Below are 25,731 nucleotides of genomic sequence, written 5' to 3' on the forward strand. Positions count from 1 at the left end.
GTACCGCGTTCATTCAACCGGCGACTCCCAATTCACGGAACAAACGCTCATACTCATCAATGGTACGTTCAGTGCTAAACAACGCCGTGATCGCTTCCCGCGGGCGCACGTACCGTTCGCGCTGGGCAATAATCTCAAGGATTGCTTCAGCCAAGGCCGCTGAATCACCGATTGGCACCACTTTTCCCATACCGGTCATAAGCGGCGGTTGGCGCACCCCCGGCAAATTGCTGGCCACCGTTGGCGTGCCACACAACATCGCTTCAACCTGCACCAGTCCGAATGTCTCGGTCGAATTGAGCGACGGCACCACCAAGACATCAAGGTTCGGGAAGAAGGCAGCCATCTCGCGCGGGTTCAACGTGCCAAGAAACGTCCAATGATCACGAAATCGCTCGAACAGGGGTGCTAATCGGCGCGCATACGCTTCTTCACCCAAGACCTGCTCGTGCTGGCCGGCAAAGAGCACCTGTGCGGTTGGGTGAACGGCAAGGATGCGGGGTAATGCGTCCAGCAACACTTCTACCCCTTTCTCAGCCGCCAATCGGGCCGCCATCCCAATCACCGGCCGTTGCACATTCCAGCGCCGCCGGAAGGCAGTAATCTCTGCTTCAGGCACCTCAGCCACCTCGACTGGCGGCGGAATGATCGTCACCTTATTTCGCCAACGCCGGAGATAGGGCGAGTGATCGGCAAAATCCTGCGTGTAAGCGACAATCCGCGTCGCTAAAGCTGCCGCAGCTTGATTTGCCGCGTGAACGACGTAATTCGCCACTTGGTTCAGCATCCCCGGCGGCAGCTTCAGATCGCTATGGTAGGTCAACACGACCGGTTGTTTGAGCACCTTGCCGCGCAGCGCTAGCCCCGGGGCATCAAATTGCGGCAAATGCAGACTCATTACGTCGTGCTCGAGCGCAAGGCGGGTGGCTAGCCAACCAAAGGTCGGCATAATCACCCCTTTGCTGATGCGGGCCAGTACCGGCGCTCGCACGACGCGCACCCCATCGATCACCTCATGCTTGGGCAAACTCGGATCGTACTGCGAGGTCAATACGGTCACGTGATGGCCACGCCGGGCCAAGCCGCGCGCCAATCGTTCAACATAGATGGTAAGGCCGCTGGTGTAGGGACGATAGTAGGTCAGTGCGCAGAGAATTCGCATATCGCTGACATTGAAATAAAGAACGAGAGGCGTTCAACCTCTCGTCATTAGGTACCTCTGGAGGCGACGGCGGGAATCGAACCCGCGAATGGCGGTTTTGCAGACCGCTGCATTACCACTTTGCTACGTCGCCATCGCCCTTTATTCTAGCACACCCTAGCCTATGACGCAAATCGGTGGGGATAGTGGTCACTTGCGCCACCAGTACTATTCATTCAGCACCTCCTGCGTAAGAATAGCCTTTTGTGGATCAAAGCGCACCGTAACAGACATGAGATCTCTTTTATAAGAAGAATATTATCTATTATTATTATATATTACTTAACAAGACTAATTTAATTATGTTAAATAAAACTCTTTATTAAACACACTATTATTCTTGTTATTTATTATCATTCTAGCGGAGTTTTTGCAATACAAAACCATCAGTATTCACTGAGGCAACTATTACTACTGCCAGCGCATGCCGGCCCGGTGAAGGATGGACTGGGCAAAATGGCGCACAACGACCCGAGATAGCTGCCACCGTTCAGCAAGCGCTGCATCAGGCTGGGATCGCGGCCACCGTTCAGGCATACAGTTTTGGCGAGGAAGATCCGTGCAGCAGGTTTAGACTCAATGATTTGATCTGAATATGAATATTATGGATCTACAATAGCCTCATTTCGGATTTTTCGAGGCTACTCTTGTTGGGCCGAACGCTTTCTGGTACAATTCACCACCGGTTGCAATGCCGCATACGTGTTGTGATCATCTAGCATACTTGCGCTATTCGTTTAGCCACTTACCGTCCAATCCTGCTTACGGCACGGATCATGTTGCAAATGCTTATTGGAAGAACATTATCGATCCTGCGCTTGCCCTCAATTCGGCTACTGCCTGCCGGTAGCGAGCTGAGATAGTTAGGTTGCTGCATGCTTCGTCGTATCTCGTATTATCTCCCTTCACTGCTAACGCTCTGGCGACAGATTGAGAATTGGTATCTGTTACCACTGCTTGCGTTGCGCAAGCATCGCCTACGGATTCGGTTACGCACCGGCTACACCTTTTGGGTGCGCAGTTTGATGGATGTGTGGATCGTTAAGGAAACTGTGCTTGATCGCGATTATGAGACTTATGGGAGACCGATACAAGATGGTTGGACGGTGATTGATATCGGCGCAGGCATTGGTGAGTTCTCCATTGTGACCGCCAAGGAGCACCCAAACTGTCATGTATACGCCATCGAGCCGTTTCCAGAATCGTTTGCTCTCTTGCAAGAAAATCTGCGCTTAAATGCAATTGGTAATGTTACTGCGCTCCAAACCGCTATCGGCGTCCAATCAGGCCAGATGTTGCTAGCAACGATCGGTGAGGCGGTGCAACACTCGGCAACTAAGCAGGCAACTGTTATTGGATCGAATACATTAGCCGTACCAGCGCTTTCGCTAGAGGATATTTTTCAGAGGTACGGCATCGAACGGTGCAACTTTCTGAAGATGGATTGTGAAGGTTGTGAGTTTGAGGTGCTGCTGAACGCAAATCCTGTCACATTAGCTCAGATCGATCATCTTTGTCTTGAGTATCATAATGGCTGCACCGCCTATGCCCATACCGGCTTAGTGCAGCATTTACAGCGCCACGGCTTCGCGGTAAAACTGGCGGCGAACCCCGTCCATGATGATTTAGGGTTCCTCTATGCGTACCGTCCGGCAGCTTGCTAGGCGCGCTGTTTCCAAACCGGATTGGCGACCCTATGGGTTGGGCATGGTATGAGATGCGCCGCACTGCCGCGCAGTGCTAGAGCGACGACGATACCGGCGCAGCAATTGCTCCTATTATGGCCCCTACCACCCGCACCAAATCAGATGGCGCGATACCGATCATTACCCCGCGTTGGCCGGCATTGACATAGATGATCGGATGCATCAGCGCCGATTCATCAAGATATGACGGCCACCGCTTCGCCGTCAGCGCCAGCGCGCCGATGCCGCCGACCCGCAACCCGGTCAGGCGTTCGGCTTCGGCATGCGGCGCCATATCAAACCGCTTGACGCCGGCCACCACTGCAAGGCGTTTGAGATCAAGCTGGCAATCAGCCGGCACCATCGCCAAGGCTGGCCGCGCACCGGCGCCAAGCACGACTAGCGTCTTGAAGACCTGCGCCGCTGGGACGCCAATCGCCGCCGCGACCGCTACTGCATCCGGCGCTGCTGGATCGTTCTCGTGGACGGTATACGTGATGCGCTGGCGATCGAGCAGGCGCATCGAGTTCAGTTTATCTGCCATAGCGATGTTCGATCACTGTTCATTAACCGCTATCGCTAACGGTGCGCGCGCAGCGACTAGCGGGATGGTCACCAAAAACGTTGCCCCTTTACCGGGTTGGCTCGTTGCCGCAATCGTACCACCCATCACCATACATAACCGCTGGGCAATCGCTAAGCTAATCCCAGCGCCGCTATGGCGTTGGGTTAACGCTTCATCAAAGCGGACGAACGGTTCAAACAGGACATCGAGCTGCTCACGGCTCATCCCAATGCCGGTATCGCTCACACTGAGGCTCAACACGGCCGGCCCTTCCCCGGCATCACGGATCGCCACCGCCAACCTAATCTCGCCTTGGCGGGTAAACTTCACCGCATTTTGCAAGAGGTGCAACAAAATCTGGCGCACCTTCGCCCGATCGACTTCGATGATCGTCGCCGGATCAACCGCCAGATCGATCGATAGCCGGTTGCTGTGCATATTTGCTAACGGTGCAATCGCCGTCTGCACTTCGTCGATCAGCAGCCCCAACGGCCAGCGTTCCCGGCTCACCACCACCTCGCCAGCCTCCAGCCGGGCTAGATCGAGCACATCGTTAATCAGGCTCAGCAACTGTCCGGCTGCTTCTCTGATACGCTGGAGACGAGTAATAGCCTGCTCCGGACTCAGCGCACCTTCCTGTGCGTCTTCGTGCAATAGTTCGCTGTAGCCGATAATCGTATTGAGCGGTGTGCGCAACTCGTGGCTCATATTCGCCAAGAATGCACTTTTGGCCCGCATCGCCACCGTCGCCGCAGCGCGCGCTTCAATCAATTCACGCTCAAGGTCGACAAGATGGCGTTGCAGTTCTTCCCGCTGTGCGCGCTCATGCCAGCTATACCATGCGAGCGCTACGCTTATCCCGCCCAACCCAGCCAACGCCGCCAACCACCAGCCGCTGCCAAATGCCAAGGCGATCGCCGCTGAGGCAAACACTACGCCTAATAACAACAAAGCGACTCGATGCCAAGGTGCCAATGGCAACCATAACCATTGCTTGAGCCACAATACGGCGTGCTTCAATGAACCCTCACCCACTGGTGCAAAAAGGCATCTATATATAGAGCACTGCTATCTTACCGCAAACCAGTGTCGAGGTAAACAGTTTCGTGCAACCGGCGCATTGGCTGTGCTGCCCTTACTGAATGCTTCAAGACGGGCTTGTTATGTGTTCCTCCTCTATTCAGCCGCCAACCGATCAAGGAAATCGCGGATCAATACGCTCTGCATGTCAAGGTCAGTCAGAAAGGCGTCGTGACCGGCATCGGTCGTAATCAGGTGGGTGGTAAACGAACGGCCCGCCGCGTGGGCCGCCGCCGCCATCTGATAGGTCTCGCTCGGCGGGTAGAGCCAGTCGCTGCTGTAGGCCAAGCCGAGAAACCGCGCCCGCGCTTGATCAAAGGCTGCTTCCAGCGAACCGTAACGCGCCGCCAGATCCCAGCTATCCATCGCCCGGGTGATGACAAGGTACGAATTGGCATCAAACCGGTCATTGAAGCGGGCCGCTTGGTGTTCAAGGTAGTGTTCAATCGCAAACCGCGGCCCCAAATCGAGCGTACCGGGATCGCCGCGCCGGCCAAACCGCTGCTCTAGCTTCTCTTCGCACAGATAGGTGATGTGGCCGAGCATGCGCGCCACTGCCAACCCGTCGCGCGGTGGTTCGCCATCGTAGTAGTCGCCGCCTTGCCAGCGTGGATCGGCCATAATCGCGCGCCGGCCAATGTAGTTCCACGCCACCGTTTGCGGGCTTGAGCGGGCGCTGGTGGCGAGCAAGATCGCGCCGCGCACCCGCTGCGGCTGCTCAACCGCCCATGCTAAGGCCTGAAACCCGCCCATCGAGCCGCCGGCCACTGCGAGCAAGGTTTCGATCCCCAACGCATCGATCAAGCGTTGTTGGGCACGCACCATATCTTCGATCGTGATGATCGGAAAACGCGATCCATACGGCTTGCCATCCACCGGATGCGGGCTCGAGGGGCCGGTCGAGCCGCGACAGCCGCCGATCACGTTCGAGCAGATCACAAAGTAGCGGTTGGTATCAAACGCGCGCCCCGGCCCGATCATGCCATCCCACCAACCCGGTTTGCGGTCGGTGGGACTGTGATAGCCAGCCGCGTGCGCATCGCCCGAAAGGGCGTGCAAGATCAGGATCGCATTCGAGCGATCGGGCGCCAATTCGCCATACGTTTCGTAAGCCAGCGTCAACGGGCCGAGCGTCGCACCGCTCGCCAACGTCAGCGGTGTGGTCCAATGCATCCGCTGGGTGCGCACATAGCCAACCCCCTCTGGGGTTGGCGCATGAACAAATGCTTCCATCTACATCTTCTCCTGACTGCAAGGAAGCCGGGCAGCGGGCAAGAGCGGCGACGCCATTGTCGCCGCCCCACCCGCTGAGTATTATGACGGCGTCCCGGCCAGCGCTTGATCGAGATCGGCCAAAATGTCGTCGATCGTCTCAAGGCCAATCGAGAGCCGCACATAATCATCGGTCACGCCAGTTAGCCGCTGCTCTTCCGGCGTCAACTGGCTGTGGGTCGTCGTGGCTGGATGGATGGCGAGGCTCTTAGCGTCGCCAATGTTCGCCAGATGCGAGAAGAGGCGCAGCCGCTCGATGAAGGTGCGGCCTGCCACCCGCCCGCCTTTCAAGCCGAAGCCGACGATCCCGCTCTGGCCGCGCGGCAGATACTTCTGGGCCAGCGCGTAGCTTGGATGGCTGGGCAGACCGGGATAGTTCACCCATGCCACCTTCGGATGTTCGCTGAGGTAGCGTGCCACCGCCAGCGCATTCTTGCTGTGCCGCTCCATCCGTAACGGCAGCGTTTCCAACCCCTGCAAGAAGAGGAAACTGTTGAAGGGGCTAAGCGCCGCGCCAATATCGCGCAACCCTTGCACCCGCGCCTTGAGGATGTAAGCTAGATTGCCAAAGGCCTGCGTGTACACTAAGCCGTGATAGCTCGGATCGGGGTTGGTAAATTCGGGGAAGCGCCCGCTCGCCGCCCAATCAAACTTGCCGCTATCAACGATGATCCCACCGATGGCGGTGCCGTGCCCGCCGATATACTTCGTCGCCGAGTGAATCACAATGTCGGCGCCATGCTTGATCGGCTGCCACAGGTACGGCGTCACCGTCGTCGCATCCACGATCACCGGCACGCCGCGCTCGTGGGCAATCGCCGCGATCCGCTCGAGATCGAGTACATCGAGCCGCGGATTGCCGACCAATTCGAGGAAGAAGGCTTTGGTGCGGTCGTCAATCGCCGCCGCGAAGCCATCGTAGTCACGGGCATCGACAAAGCGCGTGGTAATGCCGAGCTTCGGCAAGGTATGGCGGAAGAGGTTGTACGTGCCGCCGTACAGATCTGACGAGGCGACGATGTTGTCGCCACTGCCGGCCAGATTGAGAATCGCCAGCGTTTCGGCAGCTTGCCCTGACGCCAACGCCAACGCACCCACCCCGCCTTCGAGTGCGGCCATGCGCTGCTCGAACACATCGGTGGTCGGATTCATGATCCGGGTATAGATGTTGCCAAACTCTTGCAGGTTAAAGAGGCGCGCCGCGTGATCGGTATCTTTGAACTGGTACGACGTGGTGGCATAGATCGGCACGGCCCGCGATCCGGTCGCCGGATCAGGGGTTTGGCCGGCATGCAGGGCGAGCGTCTCGAAACCGGTGAAGCGCGGAGCATCGGACATGAACAACCTCCTCAAGCATTCATCAAAGCGAGCCAAATTGCAGGCAACAAAAACGCCCTCAACGTGCGATGAGGGCGTGAAATCATTGCGGCAAGCCGCGCTGCCACGTCGCTCATCTTCCAGAACACTTCTGCCGGAATTAGCACCGTTCGCACGCGGCGACGCATGCGAGGGTTGCTGCGGTTTCAACGGGCCGGTCCCTCCACCGCTCTGGATGAGTGCGTGTATGTTGTTGAGGTGCGCGTTGGTGTCGCCTACACCAGTACGTTGTTGGTAATATAAACTATGCGACGTGTCTTTGTCAAGTATCTCGGCAAGGAATTTTGCCCCGTTTTCGTTCCCAGCCCATGCCATACCGCAGCCAACTCGACCTGCACATTGCCTTGACAAAGACTGTGCTATTGAGTACGATAGATATGGAACCCATAACGAAACGCACATAAGACCATCTCGAGTATACTACCAGTGTGGAGCATGCTCTCCCGGTTCTGCGGGGAGAGTATGGGACACACAAGGTATACTCGTCTTCCTACAGAGGTTGCCCGGCTCAATACCTCCGAACCGGGCAGCAAGGAGTCAGTGTGAAGATCGCCGGCAATTACACCTTTGCGGCTAGCCGTGATGAGGTGTGGGCTGCGTTGAATGATCCGGAAGTCTTAGCCCGCACCATTCCCGGTTGCCAGCGTCTTGAGCAAGTTGGCGAAAACGAATACGAGAGCACGCTGAAAATTGGCCTCCAAGCGGTGCGTGGCGTGTATAGCGGACGGGTGAAGATCGACAATATTCAGGCGCCTGAGTCGTATGAGATTCACGTCGATGGCAAGGGGAGCAATGGCTTTCTGAAGGGTTCGGGCAGCATTACCCTGCGCGAAGAAAACGGCCAGACGATCCTCGATTACGGGGGCGAGGCGCATGTAGGCGGTACTATTGCCAGTGTTGGCCAGCGCCTGCTCGATGGCGCCGCCAAAACACTGATTGCGCAGAGTCTGAAGGCGCTCGCGGCCCAGATCGAAGCGCGGCGCGCCGGCAGTGTCGAAGCTACGCCTGCCCCAGCCGCCGCACCCGAACCGGTCGCCGTGCCCTCGCCTGCCCCAGCCGCCGCACCTGCACCCGAACCGGTCGCCGCGCCCTCGCCTGCCCCAGCCGCCGCACCTGCACCCGAACCGGCTGAGGCGCCCGCTTTCCGGCGTACCATCCACGTGCCTGCTGGTGAAGGACTGAGCGAGGTTGATGTCGCCCTCGGCGTGGTCGAGGATTTTCTGAAGGAGCGTCCATGGGTGCCGTGGGTGATTGTCGCTTTCTTGCTCGGCTATTTGCTCGGCCAGCGCCGGTCTGGCTAGAGGCCTGAACGCCGGCCTGCCCACTGTGCGCCGGGCAGAGAGCAGAGCCTGCGTTCCGCGGGAATAGACGAGGAGGGGGACAAAAGAGCAATGTACAACCCTAGAGGGACGGACAGAACATTTGGCTGAGTGTAACCATTGATCGCTGTGCGCTGCCTGAAAGCTTGGTGGTACGCTTCCCTCTCCCGCGTTAGTGGGAGAGGGGCTGGGGTGAGGGCTGTCAGCCCGCGCAGCGGGCTTTGTACCCCTAGCCCAGATCAGATGTTCTGTCCGCCTCTAAACTGCCAAACCGGGGTGTTTGGGAGGGTCTTAGCCGATTACCAGCGTTCCGTCCCGATTTGTATAGTTCGCTTCGCAGTCAACGAGGAGGTTGGAGAGTGACAACGATTACGGTCACGGTCAACGGCGTTCGCTACACCAGCGAGGTTGAGCCGCGCTTGCTGCTGGTTCATTACCTGCGCGAGCATCTCAATCTGACTGGCACCCATATTGGGTGCGACACGAGCCAGTGCGGCGCCTGCGTCGTTCACATCAATGGGGTCAGTGTCAAGTCTTGCACCACGCTGGCCGTTCAATGTGATGGCGCCGAGATTACGACGATCGAAGGGCTGGCGCATAATGGCCAGCTCCATCCGCTGCAAGAAGGTTTCTGGGAGAAGCACGGTCTTCAGTGCGGCTTTTGCACCCCCGGCATGATCATGGCCGCCGCTGATCTGCTTAAGCGCAACCCTAATCCCACTGATGAAGAGATCCGCCACGGCCTTGAAGGCAACCTCTGCCGCTGCACCGGCTACGAGAACATTGTCCGCGCAGTGCGCTACGCTGCCGAGAAGATGGCGGCGACGCAGGCTGCTGACTAATTCGACCGGCAACTGTTCACAACGAACCTAGTGAGGAGTCGAGGATGACCGCTACCGAGCTGAAGGAGCGACTGGTTGGGCGGGCGCTGAAGCGCCGGGAAGACCCGAAGCTAATTACTGGTCACGGCAATTATCTCGATGATATTAAGCTGCCCGGTATGCTGCACATCGCGCTGGTGCGCAGCCCCCATGCCCACGCCAAGATCGTTTCGATCGATGCGAGCAAGGCGCTGGCAATGCCCGGCGTGGTCGCCGTCTTTACCGGCAAGGATATGCTCGATATCAATCCGATGCCGGCGGCGTGGCAAGCGGCTGGGGTGAAGAATTATCCGGTGCCGCCGCGTGCGCTGGCCGTCGATAAGGTGGCGCTGGTGGGTGACCCGGTGGCGATGGTGGTGGCTGAAGATCGCTATACCGCTCGCGATGCGGCTGATGCGGTCGAAGTAGAGTACGAACCACTGCCGGCAGTGGTCGATGCCCGCAAGGCGGTCGAACCCGGCGCACCCCAGATTCACGAGGCGGCGCCGAACAATATCGTGTTTGAGTGGGAGTGCGGCAATAAGGCGGCAGCCGATGCGGCCATCGCTAGCGCCGAGGTGGTGGTGAAAGAGGAGATTATTAACCAGCGCCTGATCCCCACCCCGATGGAGACCCGCGGCTCGATTGCCCGCTACGATGCCCTCACTGGCGAGTGGACGGTCTGGATGACCTCGCAGGCGCCGCACGTCCATCGCTTGCTGCTGACTGCGTTCGTCTTCGGCGTGCCCGAAACCAAGCTGCGCTGCATTGCCCCGAATGTCGGCGGCGGTTTTGGCCAGAAGATCTTCTGCTACAACGATATGGCCTTCACCATGTGGGCCGCGCGCAAGCTGGGCCGCCCGGTGAAGTTTGTCGAAGACCGCTCCGAGAATTATAAGTATTCGACTCACGGGCGCGACCATATCACCGAGGCCGAACTGGCCGGCACTCGCGACGGTAAGATTACCGGTCTGCGCGTGAAGACGTGGGCGAATATCGGCGCCTATTTCTCGACCGTGGCCGCCGGCATCCCGACGACCCTCTACGGGCGCATTATCACCGGCGTCTACAAGATTCCGGCAGCGTATGTCCACGTCACCGGCGCGTATACCAACACCGCGATGGTTGATGCCTACCGCGGCGCTGGCCGGCCCGAAGCCAGCTACCTGATCGAGCGCATGGTCGATCGGTTCGCCGCTGAGATCGGGATGGATCCGGCAGAGGTGCGGCGCAAGAATTTCATCCAACCCGAAGACTTCCCCTACGATAACGGGTTGGGGCTGCTGCCCTACGATAGCGGCAACTACGAGCCGGCCTTGAATAAGGCGCTCGAAATCGCTGGCTACGCCGAGTTCCGCAAGCAGCAAGCCGAACTGCGCCAGCAGGGTCGCTACCTCGGCATCGGCATCTCGTCGTATGTTGAGATTTGCGGCATCGCGCCAAGCGCGTGGATGGGCGGCCAAGGTTGGGGCGCCGGTCTTTGGGAAAGCGCCAACGTCCGCGTCCATCTCACCGGCAAGGTGGTAGTGACCACCGGTTCGTTGCCGCACGGGCAAGGGCTCGAGACGACCTTTGCCCAGATCGTGGCCGACGAGCTGGGGGTGCCCTACGAGGATGTCGAAGTACAGTGGGGCGACACCCAAGGCACGCCGTTCGGCTACGGCACCTACGGTTCGCGCTCGCTGGCCGTCGGCGGGGTGGCGATCAAGCGCAGCGTCGATAAGATTAAAGAGAAGGCGCGCAAGCTGGCCGCTCACCTGCTGGAGGCCAACGAGGCCGACATCGTGTTCGAGAATGGCCGCGCCTATGTCAAAGGTTCACCCGACAAGGGCAAGACGATTGGCGAGTTAGCCGCCGCTGCCGCCGTCGCGTATAACCTGCCCCCCGGCATGGAACCGTTCCTCGACGAGACCAGCTACTACGATCCACCGAACTGCACCTTCCCCTTCGGCACCCACGTCTGTATCGTCGAGGTCGATCCTGAAACCGGCCACGTCAAACTGTTGCGCTATATCGCCGTTGATGACTGCGGCAACCAGATCAACCCGCTGATCGTCGAGGGCCAGATCCACGGCGGCATTGCGCAGGGTCTGGCGCAGGCGCTCTACGAAGGCGCGGTCTATGACGAAGACGGCCAGTTGCTGACCGGCACCCTCATGGACTATGCGGTGCCGACGGCGGCGATGGTGCCGCACATCGAGACCGACTATACCGTTACGCCGTCGCCGGTGAATCCGCTCGGCGTGAAGGGGGCCGGCGAGGCGGGCACGATTGCCTCGGCGCAGTGCGTGATGAACGCGATCATCGATGCGCTGGCGCCGTTCGGCGTCAAGCATCTGCAGATGCCGGCGACGCCGGAGCGGATTTGGAAGGCGATTCACGGGAAGTAAACGAGTGGAGCGCAGGCGCGGGACAGATTTGGCCTGCGCCTGCTGTGACGCATAAGGGAGCAACTATGATTCCAGCCCCATTTGATTATTACGCGCCAACCAGCCTCGCCGAGGCGCTGACGCTGTTGCAGCAGCACGGCGACGATGCCAAGATTCTGGCCGGCGGCCACTCGCTGTTGCCGGCGATGAAGCTGCGACTCGCTGCGCCGAGTGTGTTGATCGACATCAACCGGGTGGCGGAACTACGCGGGATTAAGGTGAACGGGACGGTGGAGATCGGCGCGATGACGACGTGGAGCGCGATCGAGCACCACGCGGCGTTGGCCAAGGCCTGCCCGGCGATGGCCGATGCGGTCGGCCTGATTGGTGACATTCAGGTGCGCAACCGCGGCACGATCGGCGGTTCGCTGGCCCACGCCGACCCTGCCGCCGATATGCCGGCAGTGGTGCTCGCCGTCGATGCCCAGATTCACGTCGAAGGCCCCAACGGCCCGCGCGCGATTGCTGCCGCCGATTTCTTCACCGACATGCTGAGCACGGCTCTCGAACCGGGTGAGATTATTACCGCGATCACGTTCACGAGCCACGGCCCCGGCGAAGGCTCGGCCTACGCCAAGTTTCCCCATCCAGCTAGCCGCTATGCTATCGTTGGCGCAGCCGCGTATGTCAAAATGGAGAACGGACAGGTGACGGCGTGCCGGGTAGCAATCACCGGCGCCGGCCCCAAAGCTGAACGCCAGACCGCGGTCGAGCAGGCGCTGATCGGCACTGACGGCAGCGCCGATGCGGTAGCCGCCGCCGCGGCCCATGCCGGCGAAGGCATGGAGATGCTCGGCGACATCCACGCCAGCGAAGAGTACCGGCGAGCAATGTGCAAGGTCTATGCCAAACGCGCTTTGCTCAAGGCGATCGAGCGGGCTCGGTAGGTGATATCTAGCAGAAATTGAGGAGCGCAGCAGGCAAGGGCGGGTTTGCAACCCGCCCTTGCGATTCATAGCTTCTGCCGGCGTATTACAATCATCGTACCCGCTGCAATGTAAGGATGGAGCCGGTGATGAGCGTCGAATTCAGCGGTATCGAGCGGCATTGAGACGAACTCAACGAACGCTTGGCACGCTTGACTCCACGCTGTGAACGGCCACGTTCAGATGTTGACCGCGATCCGTATCTGCGTGACATTGCTGAGCGTCATCTCGAAGTGGCTGCACGATGAAGCGCGTAAACCGCGTGATGATCGTGATGCCATTCTGAGGATGGGTGAGCTTGGTGTACTTCCCCCAGATTTTGCCATCCAATGAGCGCTGATTGCCAGCTTTCGCAACATGTTAATCCACGAATATTTATGAATTGATTGGGACAAAGTTGATCAAAATCTCAATGATGTACATCAATTCGTTGCGTATATTCGCGCATGGTTACAGCAACGCAACGCAGTTGAGTAAACACCCCCCGCGCACCGGCACAACGCGCGGGGGGTGTTGTTTCAAAGAATTATCGGCTGCGCAATGGCATTATACCTTCTTGAAGAAGACAATCGCCTTGTTGCCGGATTGCACCCCTTCGAGGGTTAGCGCATAGAGACCCTTCGCTAGCGCAGGGTCGACGAGGAAGGTAACCAAAAATGTACCATCCGCATCGGCAGTATCGCCGCCAATGATTTGCACCCCTACCACCTCGCCAGTCGCCACAAAAGTGAAGTAGGCGCCAATCCGCTCACCGGGGTTAAAGCCATACCCCAGCACTGCGACAACTACCGTATCACTACCCTGAATACAGGCCGGTTCAATGAAAGCGTTCACCGGCGCCGGAATATCGGCGCAGGGATCGGCTGGCGCCGGCGGCGGGGTAGGTTGCGGCGTGGGTTGCGGCGCCGGTTGTGGCGCAAACGCCTCACGACCGAGCAAGCCCAACAGCACCACATCCGGCCCAAGGTTGGTATGCAGCTCGAAGCGCGCCCGCTCAAACCACTGCGTCAACACCGTATCCCCTGACGAGTTGGTTTCGACTCGCGCTTCAGTCAACGGTAAGCCGAATAATGCCAAGCTTTCGGCTTCGCTAAAGCCGCGCCGGCCATCAAAATCCAACCCATGTGACTGCCAATAGCGCAAGAAGGCATCGCACACCAGATGTTGGGTCTGGGCAAAGTAGCGGCAACCGGCCTGTTGGGTTGTGGAGGCTTTCGGCTCGTTCTGCCACGGCGTGCCGCGTCGCTGCAACAAATCATCGCCCAACCGTCCAAGCAGCACGTCATAGGGACGCGCATTCTCTGGGTGCAGCTCGAAGCGGTTGCGCTCGAAGATTTGCACTAGCCGCACCTTGCCTTCCACCTCCTGCTGAAACGCAGGCGTGATCGGGAAGCCAAACACCGGCAAACCACCGTTCTGCTGCCAGTATTCGGCAAACCGGCCTTCGATACAATCCGGCACCTCATTAAAACAGATCCGATTCTGCGCCTGCGCGGGTGCTGCCGGCATCAGCGCTACCAGCGATGCCGCCACAACCAGCATTGTAAACAGGTGCAACCAGCGTGAGATCATGCGAAGCCTCCACAATGTCTTCAGACAACAGAGATATAGCCGGCGAGAATACAATATCAAAATTGCACACCAAAATCAAGACGGAAATCAACCTTATCAAGAGCTTTGAAATTATTAATTAAAACATTATATTCTAATTTATCTATATTCAAAAAAACACATAAATTCATTTATCAATCAAAACTCCCGCGCACCGGTCACACCGCGCGGGAGTTTGCCAGACGGATACGTGAACCTAATCAGCGACCGTCTTCAATAACTTTGAAGAACAAGACGGCTTTATGGCCAGACTGCAAGCCTTCGATGGTGAAAGCGTAGAGACCCGGCGCCAAACCTTCTGGATAGTAGTTCATAACGACAAAACCCGGAAATCCCTCGTCTTCGTTGTTGGCCCGTAACTCCCCGCCGGAGAACTCTAAACTGATGTTCTCACCAGTATCAGTCAATGTCAGCGTGATAGCAACCGGTTCGCCGTAACGAAAACCAGACGCCAAGAGAAAGACAAACCACCCGCTCAGCTCTGATGCGGCTAAGCAGTTTGGCTCCACGTAGCCATTAACCGGATCCGGAATATCGGCACAGCGCGGATCGTTCGGCTGATCAATCGGCGGCTCGAACGCCTCACGTCCGAGCAAGCCCAACAGCACCACATCCGGCCCAAGGTTGGTATGCAGCTCGAAGCGCGCCCGCTCGAACCATTGCGTCAGCACCGTATCCCCTGACGAGTTGGTCTCAACCCGCGCTTCGGTCAACGGCAAACCGAACAGCGCCAAGCTCTCGGCCTCGCTAAAGCCGCGCTTGCCGTCAAACTCCAAGCCGTGCGACTGCCAATAGCGCAAGAAGGCATCGCACACGAGATGTTCGGTCTGGGCAAAATAGCGGCAGCCGGCCTGCTGCGTCGTTGGCGCTTTCGGCTCCTCCTGCCACGGCGTGCCGCGCCATTGCAACAGCTCATCACTCAGCCGGCCCAACAGCACATCATAGGGACGCGCGTTCTCTGGGTGCAGCTCGAAGCGGTTGCGCTCAAAGATTTGCACTAGCCGCACCTTGCCTTCCACCTCTTGCTCAAAGGCAGGAGTAATCGGAAAGCCAAACACCGGCAAGCCGCCGTTCTGCTACCAAAACTCAGCAAACCGGCCCTCGATGCAATCCGGCACTTCATTGAAACAGATTCGATCCTGTACCTGCGCAGGTGCTGCCGGCATCAACGTTGCCAACAACGTTGCCATCATCGCCATTGCGAACAGGCGCCCCCAACGCGACTTCATGCCAAGCCTCCAGTAGGGTTGCAACTCAAGCGAGAACCAGTGACCGGCAGGTTGTATTATACCCTATTTAATTTAAAACAAAACACTGTTTTGATAACAAAATTTATCTAATATTATATAAATATTTAGTCAGTATCTTTATATGCTTACAAAATTGAAGACAATATTATGTAATATTGTTGTATGAGCTTGTTTACCATAACCTTACTGTCTCTTCCTCATGCCTGTCGCCGCAGCACAACCTTCTCGCCACGCGCACTTCATCAGTGTACTCACGCTTTCCATTTCAGTGCCGAGCGAGCTTATAGCCATCGCGTTCCCAGCAACTTTTCCTTAACCTACGATTATCATTTGTTTAGTCAAAAGTTGCCGTTTTTTGCTACAATGAACACAAGAAATCGTTCACAAGCAAGATGGCAAGGAGGCCAGCAATGCTACCGAAAACCCCCGTCAACGAGCGCGGCGAAGTCCAATTCCCTGATCCGCCCTTCGTGCAAGCCCTCTTCAGCAGCACCAAGTTCGCGTGGTTGTTTCTGATTATCCGGCTGTTTCTCGGCTATTCGTGGCTGACATCGGGGTGGGGGAAATTTAACAACCCGGCATGGATGGAGAACGGTACGGCGCTGTTAGGGTTCTGGAAGAATGCAGTGGTGATTCCTGAAACCGGACGCCCGCCGATCACCTACGATTGGTATCGCTCGTTCATTCAATTCTTGATCGACACCGAATCGCATACGTGGTTCGCCAAGCTCGTCGTCTACGGCGAGATTCTAGTCGGCATCGGCTTGATTGTCGGCGGTTTGGTCGGCTTCTCGGCCTTCTTTGGGGCGCTGATGAACTTCAACTTTATGCTGGCCGGCACTGCTAGCACCAACCCGGTGATGTTCACCCTCGCTATCATTCTGATGCTGGGATGGAAGGTAGCCGGTTACTACGGGCTTGATTACTACCTGTTGCCGTTGCTCGGCACGCCGTGGGGTCGCAACAAACCGGCCCGACCGGCATCAGCGGCGGCGTGACAGAACGGCGACGCAGGGAGGGGCCTTGCCGTGCAAGGCCCCTTTCCTCGTGCCATCACTTCGCCCGGCTCTGCATGCGCGCCAGTTCCTCTTCGACCACCGCTTCATCCAGCTTCTTGAAGAGCGGCTGCGGCTGGCGCAAGGCCTGCCCCACCGGCAAGGCCGACGGTTCCCACCGCCCGACCCACTGGTCGTAGTCGCCGGTAAGCACGCGGTGGGTGCGGCCATCGGCTTCGGTCACCTCTTGGAAGCGGAGCGGCCCAGCGATATAGCCGTCATAGCCCAAGTACTCGTGCAGGCGCTGGCTTGAGAAGGGCAAGAAGGGGGTAAAGATGATCTTGAGCGTATCAACACAGCGCAACGCGACGTACCAGATCGTGGCCGCGCGCTCGCGATCGTTCTTGATCACCTTCCACGGCTCTTGCTCGCTCAGGTAGATATTGACTTGGGCCGCCAGCCGCATCGCTTCGCTCAATGCAGCTTTGAACCGCGCCCCCGCCAGCAATTCGCCCACCGTCGCGATCCCGCCGGTCACTTCGGCCAAGACCTGCTCATCAGCCGCCGTGAGCGGGCCGGGTTGCGGTACGCTGCCAAAGTTTTTGTAGACGTTGCTCAGGGTGCGGTTGACCAGATTGCCCCACGTCGCCACCAATTCATCGTTGTTGCGCCGCACAAACTCGGCCCACGTGAAGTCGGTATCTTGATTTTCCGGCCCGGCGATGGTCAGGAAGTAGCGCAACGCATCGGCGTCGTAGCGGCTGAGAAAATCGTTGACGTAGATCACAATCCCGCGCGAACTCGAAAACTTCTTGCCCTCCATGGTCAGAAATTCGCTCGACACGACGTTGTAGGGCAGTTGCAGCGGGATGCCATCGTACTTCCCACCCGGATTGGCGCCGTATTGGCCGCCCGCGCCGTAGCCGAGCAGCATCGCTGGCCAGATCACGGTGTGAAAGACGATGTTGTCTTTGCCCATGAAGTAGAAATGGCGCGAATCAGGGTTTTGCCACCACTCCCGCCACGCATCCGGCTCACCGCGGTTGATTGCCCACTCGATACTGGCCGAGAGATACCCGATCACAGCGTCGAACCAGACGTAAATCTTTTTGTCGTCGCGGTTGGCGTATTCGGGCAGCGGGATCGGCACGCCCCACTCAAGATCGCGGGTGATCGCGCGCGGCTTGAGGTCTTTGAGGAAGTTGAGCGAGCAGTTGCGCACGTTGGGCCGCCAGTGGCCTTGCTGGTCAATCCACGTGCGCAACTGCTCGGCAAAGGCCGGCAGGTCGAGGAAGAAGTGCTCGGTCGGCTTAAACACCGGCGGCTGGCCATCAACCTTCGAGCGCGGGTTGATCAAGTCGGTCGGATCAAGCTGGCTGCCGCAGTTATCGCACTGATCGCCGCGCGCTTCATCGTACCCGCAGAGCGGGCACGTCCCCTCGATGTAGCGATCGGGCAACGTGCGCCCGGTCGTCGCCGAGAAGGCGCCCAAGGTCTCTTGGCGAATGATGTAGCCGCGTTCGTACAGGGTGCGGAAGATATCTTGCGTTACCGCATAGTGGTTGGCCGTAGTGGTGCGGGTAAAGGTATCGTAGCTCAGCCCCAGATGGTACAAGTCATCGCCGATAATCTTGTTGTAGCGATCGGCGATCGCTTGCGGCGTTGTGCCCTCTTTATCGGCCACCAGCGTGATCGGCGTGCCATGCTCATCGGTGCCCGAAATCATCAATACGTGATTGCCCCGCAACCGGTGATACCGGGCAAAAATATCGGCTGGCACGCCAAAACCGGCCACGTGGCCGATATGGCGCGGCCCATTGGCATACGGCCACGCTACCGCAACTAAAATATGCTCAGGCATAATCGCACCTCAAAATAAGCCTCAAACTGAACAGTTTTCTGGCGAAACAACCTGCAATCGAGCAGAACCAACCACCCACAAGGAACACAACTGAGATTCTCAGAGGAGAAATGGCGGTTAGCCCGCCATAAAACCACGGGCAGTGAGGCGTAGACCGGGCCAGTGGATCGGTCGAAAAGCGCAGCGAACCGGATTGCTTGCCAAACTGCGATTCATGCGAACTCCGCGCGCGTCAAGCGTAGCAAGATGTAGTATAACACAGCCGATAGTTGCAGATAGCGCCAGATTCGCATATTATAAGCATCTGAAGCCGTTGTGACTGAGGTTGCTCATGCAAACAACACTCAATCAGATATCACCACCCTTAGCGATTGGTCTCATCGTTCTCGGCCTCGTTATCATTCTGCTGGTAGTGGTGATCATTCGCCGGCGGCGCGCTGCCAATCAGGCGCCACCGATTCCTGAGATTCCGCCGGCAACCACCATTGACTATACCGCTGTACCGCTCGAAGAGCCGCAGAGTTGGCAAGATCGGCTGCGCAATCTTTCGCTGGCGGCAAAGATTCTCTTTGTGCTTATTCCCATCTTGCTGTGTTTAGGGATTGGCGTGCTCGTATTGAGCCTCAACAATGATCGCACTGCTGGGCCGCCGCCGACCCCCACCCCTTCGCCGGTGCCGATCACGCTCACGATCGAAGATGCCACCGTCGTGCGGGCCGAGCCGCCGACGATTAATATCCGGGTACGCAGCACCGGCCTCGCCGATGAGACCGAGTTGCAGGTCGAATTGCGCGCCGACGGCCAACCGTTGCGCTGGATTGATCCGGCCCAGACGATCCGCATCCGGCGTGATCGCGGCGATCTCCGGGCAGCGAAGCTGGCTGATGGCGACCCCACACCAGCCGGCCCCCGTTACACGGTGGTTGTCAGCGCTGCTGACGGCAGCGTCAGCGCCGAGGCCGAGCTGGTGATTCCAGAACGGTTTGCAGCGGCCTTTTACGGTGAAGTCGCCGCAGCGCCAACGGTTACTCCGACGGCTACGCCGGCCCCGGTTGGCCAAATCACCCCGACCCCGCCGCCAACACCCACCGCCACCCCGACCCCGGCGTTACCGAGCGGCCAGCCGGTGGCGGTTACGAACGGCGGCAATGTGCGCAAGCTGCCCTTCCCCGGCATCAATAATGTCATTGGCGGGATCAATGCCGGCGAACAAGTGCAAATCCTTGCCCGCACCCCCAACGCCGAGTGGTACTACGTTCGCACCGTCCGCGATGAGATTGGCTGGGTCAGCCGCACCTTAATCGCAGTTACCGATCTGATCGCCGCCGAAACGCCGGTGGCGAACGTGGTGACGGCCTTTGTCAGCGGCCCTGTCTACTTGGCCGCCGATCCCGCCAGCGCCCAAATCGATCGGGTCGAACGGAACGAAGTCGTTGAGCTGCTCGCACGCACCGCCGACGGCTCGTGGTACCGGGTGCTGAACGTTCGCGACAAAGAGGGTTGGGTGCAGGCAAATCTGCTCGGTATCCCTGATGATGTCGCCAAGCAAGTGCCGGTCACACAATGAGCACGCTTGATCTCCACCAACCGCTGTCTGAGCTACCGTTGCTCTTTTTCGATGTCGAAACGACTGGACTCGACATCCGCGACGGCCATCGGGTCTGCGAACTTGCGATGCTGCGCCGCGAAGGTGGCGCCGAAACCGGCAGGATCGAAACCTTGCTCAACCCAGAGCGCGATCTCGATCCGCAAGCGGCGCAGATCAATGGTCTGCGCACCGAAGATTTGCTCATTGCACCGCGGTTTGCCGATATTGCCGGCCACGTGGTGCAGCTCAGCCGGAATGCGGTGCGCGTGGCGCATAACCTGCCGTTCGACGAAACCTTTCTCAATATGGAACTGGCGCGGGCCGGCCATCCACCACTTACCGGCCCGGCGCTTGACACGCTTGAGCTAGCGCGCCGGCTCGGTATTCGCCGTGGTTCGCTCAGCCTTGGCGCGCTGGCCAATGCCTTTGGCTTGCCAACGCCAACCCACCGGGCAATGGACGATGTGTTGGCACTGAACGCCCTCTTCGATCAGCTTGTCGCCAAGATGGCCGCTTATGGCGTCACCACCCTTGGCGACGCGCTCCGCTTTGCCCGCGGCCTCCTCCCCGGCCAGCCCGAACCGGAAGCGCCGCCGCCATTGGCCGAAGCAATCGCTAGCGGCGGCACCTTGCGCATCATCTACACCTCAAACAGCAGTCCCCAACCAACCGAACGGCGCATTCGACCACTAGAATTGGTGGTTGAGCCAAGCGGCCTCAGCATCCGCGCCTTCTGCTACCTGCGCCACGATATTCGCAATTTTTTGCTTGCCAAAATTAGCGCCTATTTGCCCGATTCTCCTGCCGAATCAGACCAAAGAAGGGGTTGACTTTGGCGCGCAAAAAGTGCTATAGTACCTCTAGTTACGTCTAATGGGGTGCCACGTCTGCGTCCCTCCATCGCAATGACAGCTTGGGGTTTGAGGGCATTCTCTCAACCCCATCTCTTTGCCAAAGCATAACGGAGAGCGCGACGTGTAAGGCCCGGCGTTTCAGACAGGTCGCTGAGGCCTTTCAGTTTTCCTATGGCTAGTCGAGCCAGACAGTTGCAGCAGCCCGCCGTCGCCATGACGGCCTAGTGATGGTGTCATACCGGCCTGACGCCATCAACCGAGCACTGGTTGAACGATGTTGAGCAAAGCTACACCGGAGTCAGAGGCGATGATCGAGCAACTGCTCGCCGCAGCACGGGTGCGCGGGTATATCACCCACGCCGACATTCTTGCCACCTTTCCTCACCCTGAGCACGACATTGCCGAGATTGATCAGCTCTATGCAATGCTGCAAGCCGAGGGGATCAAAGTCGTCGAGTCAACTGATGAGCTTGAAGGGCCGACTGATTTTGAACCAGATGCAGAGCATGAATTAATTGCCGAATTGCCCGATCTGGGTGATATTGCATTTGATGATCCGGTGCGGATGTATTTGCAAGAGATTGGGCAAGTGCCGCTCCTGACCGCCGAGCAAGAGGTTGAATTAGCTAAAGCGATGGAGGCCGGCGCTGCGGCTCGCCAACGGCTCGATCGCGAAGAGTATGCTTCTGCCCGCGAACGTTTTGAATTGGAACGCGCCGTTCAGCAAGGGCAAGATGCGCGCCATCACCTGATTCAGGCCAATTTGCGGCTTGTTGTGAGTATTGCCAAGAAATACACCTCGTATGGCCTGACGATGATGGATCTGGTGCAAGAGGGCAATATCGGCCTCATGCGGGCAGTTGAGAAGTTTGATTACAAGAAGGGCCACAAGTTCAGCACCTACGCGACGTGGTGGATCCGGCAGGCGATTACCCGTGCTATCGCCGATCAGAGCCGCACCATCCGCTTGCCGGTGCATATGGGAGAGGCCATCAGCCAAGTCAAGCGCACCTCGCATCGCCTCCAGCAGACGATGCAGCGTGAGCCGACCCCGGAAGAGATTGCCGATGCGATGGGCATTTCGGCAGGTAAGGTGCGCCGCACGCTCGAAGCCAGCATGCACCCGCTCTCGCTGGAGATGCCGGTCGGCCAAGAGGGCGAAGGCCGTATGGGTGATTTTATCGAAGACGATCGCATCTCGACACCGGCTGAAGCGGCAGCGGCCTCATTGCTGCGCGAACAGCTTGAAGAGGTGCTGATGAAGCTGCCTGAGCGCGAGCGCAAGATTATCCAGTTGCGCTACGGTCTCAAGGATGGCCGCTACCGCACCCTCGAAGAGGTGGGGATCGAGTTTGGCATCACCCGCGAGCGCATCCGCCAAATCGAGGCGGTGGCGTTGCGCAAGCTCCGCCACCCGCACCTCGGCAAGAAATTGCGCGGCTATCTCGATTAAGCAGGTCTGCGTCTGGTATAGCCGCCCCCGTGAGCTTCACGGGGGCGGTTGATTTGTGTTTCGCTGTGCTGACGAAAGAACATTACTGCTATGCATCGCCTTGATGAAGCACAACGCCCCTTTGATGTGGCGATGGTAGTCATCGCTGCGCTGACGTGGGGAACGATCGGGGTGGCCGTAGGCTGGCTCTACCGCGTTGCTGACACCAACTCGCTCTCGATTGGCTTCTTGCGGCTGCTGCTCTCGGCGCCGGTGTTGCTTATCACTGCCCGTCTGCTCGCCGGCCCGCAAGCGTTTCGCATCCAACCCCGCCATCGCTGGACGCTGGCCCTGATCGGGGGTGCGTTTGCCGGGTATCAGGTCGCCTACTTCGCCGCCATTCCCTATCTCGGCGTAGCGGCGGCAGTCTTGATCAACATCTGTAGCGCGCCGATCTTTACCGCCTTGTTAGCGCGCGCCTTTCTCGGCGAGCGGCTGCGACCGAGCACGTGGCTAGCGGTTGGCGGCGCTGTGCTCGGCGCAGGGTTGCTGGTCGGCGGCGCGCCACAGGTGCAGTCAACCGCTGATTTGCTGATCGGCGCGGCGCTGGCGCTAACCGCCGGCTTCTCGTACAGTCTGGTCGTGCTCGGCGCACGCCTGATCGCTGCCAATTACCATCCAGTGGTGCCGGTGGCATTATCGTTTGCGCTTGGCGCGCTCTTGCTCTTGCCCGCCGCTCTCACCACCGGCTTGGTGATCGATTATCCGCCATTGGGCTGGTTGGTGTTGATCTATCTCAGCATTGTGCCGACGGCCTTGGCCTACGCGCTCTATGTGCGCGGGATGCGCAGCGTGCGCGCCACCACAGCGGCCACGATCACGCTGCTCGAACCGCTCGGTTCGGCGCTCTTGGCTATTCTCCTGCTCGGCGAACGATTCACCGCCACCGGCATGGTAGGCGCTGCCTTGCTGATTGCCAGCATCGTGGTCATTGCCCGGCGGTAGGGACGATGCGTCCATCGTCCCTACCACTCCTGAATGGCAGACCTCATCATGAGCAGGAAAACGGCTTGGTGTCGCCGAGAACGGCGCGCGCCGCCTTTTCTTAATCCGCCGAATGGCGCACGTCATTATTGACCGGATTGCTAGGCGTTACAAACGCCTTGAGCGTATCAATCGGCAAGGGGAAGATAATCGTGCTGTTCTTCTCGGTGGCGATTTCGGTCAAGGTTTGCAGATAGCGTAATTGCAACGTCACCGGCTCGCTAGCCAGCACCTTTGCGGCTTCGGCCAGCGTGCGCGACGCTTGCAACTCACCATCGGCGTGGATGAGCTTGGCCCGCTTTTCACGCTCGGCTTCGGCTTGGCGGGCCATCGCCCGCTGCATGTTCTGCGGCAGCTCCACATCTTTCACTTCCACGATCGTCACCTTGATCCCCCACGGCTCGGTCTGTTCATCGATAATCTGTTGCAGCTTCTGATTAATCTTCTCGCGCTGCGCTAACAGCTCATCGAGTTCGACTTGGCCAACCACGCTCCGCAGCGTCGTCTGCGCGATCTGCATCGTGGCCCGGATATAATCCATCACCTTGGTGACGGCCCAGTTGGGGTTGATCACTTGGAAGTAGAGCACCGCGTTGACCTTGATCGTCACGTTATCGAGCGTGATCACCTCTTGCACCGGCACATCCATCGTGATGACACGCATATCAACCCGCACCATGCGCTCGAAGATCGGGATCACGAAGAAGATGCCCGGCCCGCGCGGCCCCATCAACCGGCCTAACCGGAAGATCACACCCCGCTCGTATTCCGGCACAATCTTGATCGCCGAGAGCAAGATCATCAACGCGATAAACGCCAACACCGCCAGACAGGCCAAGAGGAAAAATGTGACACCACTCATGCCCTAACCCCTTTCCGTAAGAAATCTCTGGAGCGACGCACGTCCATGCTCCGCACGGTTGCGCGCCGTTACGACGACGGCAACGACAATTCAGACGGTTCCAGCCGCCGGACGGTCAGCCGCAGCGCATAAATCCCGGTCACCCGCACAAACTCACCCTCTTCGGCAGTGCCGTTTTCGCACACTGCCCGCCAGAGCGCACCCTCTACAAATACCATTCCTTCTGGATCGAGCCGCTTACGCACCTCGGCCAGCCGCCCAATCAACCCTTCTTGGCCGGTGGTCACTGGCCGGTTACGCGAGCGTAACGCCAGCCACACCCCAGTGACCGCAAAGATCGCAATCAGCACTGCCACCACAATGATCACCCACAACGCCACCGCAACTCCGGGCGCCTGCGTTGCATCGAACAGCGTTAATGCGCTGGCGATCATAACTCCCACCCCAATCACAGTCAGGGTTCCATGCGATGGAACGAAGAGATCGGCTGCGACTAACCCAAAGGCGATCAGGATTCCAATCACGCTCAGCCATTGCACTGGCAGCGCAATCATCCCAATAATGGCGCCAACCAGCAGCAACACGCCCAAGCCGGCCAGAATGCCGACCGTCGGGCTGAGAAACTCGGCGTAGAAGGCCAAACCGGCCATAATCAGCAGGATAAAGACGATAGTTGGGTTGGCCAAGACTAACAACGCCGCTTCAAGCAGATTCACCTCAACCACCAAGGGGCGGCTGCCAAGGGTTGCGAGGACGACTTGCGAGCCATCGGCCAGCGTCACTGCGCGACCTTCCAGTCGTTGCAGTAATTCGGTGCGATCACGGGCCACGAAATCAATGAACGGCGGATTCGCCTCAATCGCCTGCGCAGCGGTCGCAATAAAACCGCTCCGCAGCGCCGTTTCAGCCCAATCGACATTCCGGTTGCGGGCCGCGCCCCACGCTTCAAATTGTTGCAATTGTTCACCCAGCAGCAAATCCTGCGTCGCCTCACCAACACCCATCGTTGGCACAAATAACGGCGCGGCAATCCCAAACCGGCTATCCGGCGCCATCACCGCCACATGCGCCGCCGGCAACAGCCACGCGCCAGCCGCGCCAGCGTCATGTCCAGCAGGACTGATATAGACAACCACCGGCACCCGCGCTGCGGCAATATCGTTCGCCAACGCGCGCGCCTCTTGCAACACCGCGCCGCGCGGGGTCAACTGAATGATCAACGCCTGTGCCTGCGCCGCTTCCGCTTCACGGAGAGCGCGGCGAATATAGCCAGCGGCATAACTGCTCAACACGCCATCGTACTCAACCAGATAGACAGGCCGCACTGACTGGGCCGTGGCGCCGGAAACCAGCCACAGCCATATCATGCCAAACAGCAACGCCCGGCTTACCAGCGTTGTGATGCGTATAAGGAACGATGGCTTGCGGTAGCGCACTTGGAAGAGCAGATCGAAGGTTCGCATAGTGTATATCGATGCAATATAATGGCGACACTGCCATCATACCGCGATTAGCGAGGT

Annotated in this window: 22 protein-coding genes, 1 tRNA gene and 1 riboswitch; of the genes, 11 read left to right on the forward strand and 12 right to left on the reverse strand. The window is 58.6% G+C overall.

Annotated elements, in window-relative coordinates; all coding sequences use genetic code 11:
* Window positions 1–13 precede the first annotated feature (13 nt).
* The gene (locus A6A03_RS02445) at window positions 14–1,162 is read right to left on the reverse strand and encodes a glycosyltransferase family 4 protein (RefSeq protein WP_066783227.1); all 1,149 of its coding nucleotides are present in this window, start codon (window positions 1,160–1,162) and stop codon (window positions 14–16) included.
* A gap of 58 nt (window positions 1,163–1,220) precedes the next feature.
* A tRNA-Cys gene (locus A6A03_RS02450) sits at window positions 1,221–1,295 on the reverse strand.
* Between the two features lie 781 nt (window positions 1,296–2,076).
* On the opposite strand from A6A03_RS02450, the gene A6A03_RS02455 reads away from it, so the two are divergent.
* Entirely contained in the window at window positions 2,077–2,865 is a 789-nt protein-coding gene (locus tag A6A03_RS02455) for an FkbM family methyltransferase (protein WP_066783229.1), read from the forward strand.
* Window positions 2,866–2,941: 76 nt separating this feature from the next.
* Here A6A03_RS02455 and A6A03_RS02460 read toward each other — a convergent pair whose 3' ends face one another.
* The 4 genes from A6A03_RS02460 to A6A03_RS02475 form a co-directional block, all read right to left on the reverse strand.
* The gene (locus A6A03_RS02460) at window positions 2,942–3,430 is read right to left on the reverse strand and encodes an aminoacyl-tRNA deacylase (protein ID WP_066783230.1); all 489 of its coding nucleotides are present in this window, start codon (window positions 3,428–3,430) and stop codon (window positions 2,942–2,944) included.
* A gap of 12 nt (window positions 3,431–3,442) precedes the next feature.
* Window positions 3,443–4,432, reverse strand: a complete 990-nt coding sequence (locus tag A6A03_RS02465) for a sensor histidine kinase (protein WP_245668778.1) — start codon at window positions 4,430–4,432, stop codon at window positions 3,443–3,445.
* Between the two features lie 195 nt (window positions 4,433–4,627).
* Window positions 4,628–5,764, reverse strand: a complete 1,137-nt coding sequence (metX, locus tag A6A03_RS02470; protein WP_066783232.1) for a homoserine O-acetyltransferase MetX — start codon at window positions 5,762–5,764, stop codon at window positions 4,628–4,630.
* An 81-nt stretch (window positions 5,765–5,845) separates the two neighbouring features.
* A complete protein-coding gene (locus tag A6A03_RS02475; RefSeq protein ID WP_066783233.1) occupies window positions 5,846–7,141 on the reverse strand; it encodes a homocysteine synthase in 1,296 nt (431 codons plus the stop codon).
* A gap of 109 nt (window positions 7,142–7,250) precedes the next feature.
* Window positions 7,251–7,362: riboswitch (SAM riboswitch) on the reverse strand.
* A gap of 360 nt (window positions 7,363–7,722) precedes the next feature.
* Here A6A03_RS02475 and A6A03_RS02480 point away from each other — a divergent pair.
* The 5 genes from A6A03_RS02480 to A6A03_RS20795 all read left to right on the forward strand — a co-directional run bounded on the left by A6A03_RS02480 (window position 7,723) and on the right by A6A03_RS20795 (window position 13,047).
* On the forward strand, window positions 7,723–8,481 hold the full coding sequence (locus A6A03_RS02480) for an SRPBCC family protein (protein ID WP_066783234.1): 759 nt from the start codon (window positions 7,723–7,725) through the stop codon (window positions 8,479–8,481).
* A 377-nt stretch (window positions 8,482–8,858) separates the two neighbouring features.
* The gene (locus A6A03_RS02485) at window positions 8,859–9,341 is read left to right on the forward strand and encodes a (2Fe-2S)-binding protein (RefSeq protein ID WP_066783235.1); all 483 of its coding nucleotides are present in this window, start codon (window positions 8,859–8,861) and stop codon (window positions 9,339–9,341) included.
* A gap of 44 nt (window positions 9,342–9,385) precedes the next feature.
* On the forward strand, window positions 9,386–11,749 hold the full coding sequence (locus A6A03_RS02490; RefSeq protein ID WP_066783237.1) for a xanthine dehydrogenase family protein molybdopterin-binding subunit: 2,364 nt from the start codon (window positions 9,386–9,388) through the stop codon (window positions 11,747–11,749).
* Between the two features lie 65 nt (window positions 11,750–11,814).
* Window positions 11,815–12,675: an FAD binding domain-containing protein gene (locus A6A03_RS02495; RefSeq protein ID WP_066783239.1), complete on the forward strand. Its 861-nt coding sequence runs from the start codon at window positions 11,815–11,817 to the stop codon at window positions 12,673–12,675.
* Between the two features lie 204 nt (window positions 12,676–12,879).
* On the forward strand, window positions 12,880–13,047 hold the full coding sequence (locus A6A03_RS20795; RefSeq protein ID WP_245668779.1) for a hypothetical protein: 168 nt from the start codon (window positions 12,880–12,882) through the stop codon (window positions 13,045–13,047).
* 213 nt (window positions 13,048–13,260) lie between these two features.
* On the opposite strand, the gene A6A03_RS02505 is transcribed toward A6A03_RS20795, so the two are convergent.
* The 3 genes from A6A03_RS02505 to A6A03_RS20800 all read right to left on the reverse strand — a co-directional run bounded on the left by A6A03_RS02505 (window position 13,261) and on the right by A6A03_RS20800 (window position 15,554).
* The gene (locus A6A03_RS02505) at window positions 13,261–14,286 is read right to left on the reverse strand and encodes a hypothetical protein (RefSeq protein ID WP_066783241.1); all 1,026 of its coding nucleotides are present in this window, start codon (window positions 14,284–14,286) and stop codon (window positions 13,261–13,263) included.
* Window positions 14,287–14,525: 239 nt separating this feature from the next.
* On the reverse strand, window positions 14,526–15,383 hold the full coding sequence (locus A6A03_RS02510) for a hypothetical protein (RefSeq protein WP_245668781.1): 858 nt from the start codon (window positions 15,381–15,383) through the stop codon (window positions 14,526–14,528).
* An 18-nt stretch (window positions 15,384–15,401) separates the two neighbouring features.
* Window positions 15,402–15,554 carry a hypothetical protein gene (locus tag A6A03_RS20800; protein ID WP_245668783.1) on the reverse strand — a complete coding sequence of 51 codons (153 nt, stop codon included), beginning with the start codon at window positions 15,552–15,554 and terminating at the stop codon, window positions 15,402–15,404.
* Window positions 15,555–15,985: 431 nt separating this feature from the next.
* Here A6A03_RS20800 and A6A03_RS02515 point away from each other — a divergent pair, with 431 nt between their 5' ends.
* A complete protein-coding gene (locus tag A6A03_RS02515) occupies window positions 15,986–16,573 on the forward strand; it encodes a DoxX family membrane protein (protein ID WP_066783243.1) in 588 nt (195 codons plus the stop codon).
* A gap of 55 nt (window positions 16,574–16,628) precedes the next feature.
* Here the strand turns inward: A6A03_RS02515 and metG are convergent, their stop codons facing one another.
* Window positions 16,629–18,431 carry a methionine--tRNA ligase gene (metG, locus tag A6A03_RS02520; protein WP_066783245.1) on the reverse strand — a complete coding sequence of 601 codons (1,803 nt, stop codon included), beginning with the start codon at window positions 18,429–18,431 and terminating at the stop codon, window positions 16,629–16,631.
* 331 nt (window positions 18,432–18,762) lie between these two features.
* Here metG and A6A03_RS02525 point away from each other — a divergent pair, with 331 nt between their 5' ends.
* The 4 genes from A6A03_RS02525 to A6A03_RS02540 all read left to right on the forward strand — a co-directional run bounded on the left by A6A03_RS02525 (window position 18,763) and on the right by A6A03_RS02540 (window position 23,310).
* On the forward strand, window positions 18,763–19,998 hold the full coding sequence (locus tag A6A03_RS02525; protein WP_066783247.1) for an SH3 domain-containing protein: 1,236 nt from the start codon (window positions 18,763–18,765) through the stop codon (window positions 19,996–19,998).
* Window positions 19,995–20,849 carry a 3'-5' exonuclease gene (locus tag A6A03_RS02530; RefSeq protein ID WP_066783249.1) on the forward strand — a complete coding sequence of 285 codons (855 nt, stop codon included), beginning with the start codon at window positions 19,995–19,997 and terminating at the stop codon, window positions 20,847–20,849. The genes A6A03_RS02525 and A6A03_RS02530 overlap by 4 nt, the downstream gene beginning before the upstream one ends.
* A gap of 331 nt (window positions 20,850–21,180) precedes the next feature.
* Window positions 21,181–22,326, forward strand: a complete 1,146-nt coding sequence (gene rpoD / locus A6A03_RS02535; RefSeq protein ID WP_066783251.1) for an RNA polymerase sigma factor RpoD — start codon at window positions 21,181–21,183, stop codon at window positions 22,324–22,326.
* 90 nt (window positions 22,327–22,416) lie between these two features.
* Window positions 22,417–23,310 carry a DMT family transporter gene (locus A6A03_RS02540; RefSeq protein ID WP_066783256.1) on the forward strand — a complete coding sequence of 298 codons (894 nt, stop codon included), beginning with the start codon at window positions 22,417–22,419 and terminating at the stop codon, window positions 23,308–23,310.
* Window positions 23,311–23,410: 100 nt separating this feature from the next.
* On the opposite strand, the gene A6A03_RS02545 is transcribed toward A6A03_RS02540, so the two are convergent.
* A complete protein-coding gene (locus tag A6A03_RS02545) occupies window positions 23,411–24,211 on the reverse strand; it encodes a slipin family protein (protein WP_066783258.1) in 801 nt (266 codons plus the stop codon).
* A gap of 68 nt (window positions 24,212–24,279) precedes the next feature.
* A complete protein-coding gene (locus tag A6A03_RS02550) occupies window positions 24,280–25,674 on the reverse strand; it encodes an NfeD family protein (RefSeq protein WP_066783260.1) in 1,395 nt (464 codons plus the stop codon).
* Window positions 25,675–25,731: the final 57 nt, after the last annotated feature.

Source organism: Chloroflexus islandicus (genome assembly GCF_001650695.1).
Lineage (GTDB): Bacteria > Chloroflexota > Chloroflexia > Chloroflexales > Chloroflexaceae > Chloroflexus > Chloroflexus islandicus.

Bases quoted from the DNA above. Each gene is read 5' to 3' on its own strand.
- A6A03_RS02445 (WP_066783227.1), bottom strand. From the start codon at position 1,162: ATGCGAATTCTCTGCGCACTGACCTACTATCGTCCCTACACCAGCGGC.
- A6A03_RS02455 (WP_066783229.1), top strand. From the start codon at position 2,077: ATGCTTCGTCGTATCTCGTATTATCTCCCTTCACTGCTAACGCTCTGG.
- A6A03_RS02460 (WP_066783230.1), bottom strand. From the start codon at position 3,430: ATGGCAGATAAACTGAACTCGATGCGCCTGCTCGATCGCCAGCGCATC.
- metX (WP_066783232.1), bottom strand. From the start codon at position 5,764: ATGGAAGCATTTGTTCATGCGCCAACCCCAGAGGGGGTTGGCTATGTG.
- A6A03_RS02475 (WP_066783233.1), bottom strand. From the start codon at position 7,141: ATGTCCGATGCTCCGCGCTTCACCGGTTTCGAGACGCTCGCCCTGCAT.
- A6A03_RS02490 (WP_066783237.1), top strand. From the start codon at position 9,386: ATGACCGCTACCGAGCTGAAGGAGCGACTGGTTGGGCGGGCGCTGAAG.
- A6A03_RS02495 (WP_066783239.1), top strand. From the start codon at position 11,815: ATGATTCCAGCCCCATTTGATTATTACGCGCCAACCAGCCTCGCCGAG.
- A6A03_RS02505 (WP_066783241.1), bottom strand. From the start codon at position 14,286: ATGATCTCACGCTGGTTGCACCTGTTTACAATGCTGGTTGTGGCGGCA.
- A6A03_RS20800 (WP_245668783.1), bottom strand. From the start codon at position 15,554: ATGAAGTCGCGTTGGGGGCGCCTGTTCGCAATGGCGATGATGGCAACG.
- A6A03_RS02515 (WP_066783243.1), top strand. From the start codon at position 15,986: ATGCTACCGAAAACCCCCGTCAACGAGCGCGGCGAAGTCCAATTCCCT.
- metG (WP_066783245.1), bottom strand. From the start codon at position 18,431: ATGCCTGAGCATATTTTAGTTGCGGTAGCGTGGCCGTATGCCAATGGG.
- A6A03_RS02525 (WP_066783247.1), top strand. From the start codon at position 18,763: ATGCAAACAACACTCAATCAGATATCACCACCCTTAGCGATTGGTCTC.
- A6A03_RS02530 (WP_066783249.1), top strand. From the start codon at position 19,995: ATGAGCACGCTTGATCTCCACCAACCGCTGTCTGAGCTACCGTTGCTC.
- rpoD (WP_066783251.1), top strand. From the start codon at position 21,181: ATGATCGAGCAACTGCTCGCCGCAGCACGGGTGCGCGGGTATATCACC.
- A6A03_RS02540 (WP_066783256.1), top strand. From the start codon at position 22,417: ATGCATCGCCTTGATGAAGCACAACGCCCCTTTGATGTGGCGATGGTA.
- A6A03_RS02545 (WP_066783258.1), bottom strand. From the start codon at position 24,211: ATGAGTGGTGTCACATTTTTCCTCTTGGCCTGTCTGGCGGTGTTGGCG.
- A6A03_RS02550 (WP_066783260.1), bottom strand. From the start codon at position 25,674: ATGCGAACCTTCGATCTGCTCTTCCAAGTGCGCTACCGCAAGCCATCG.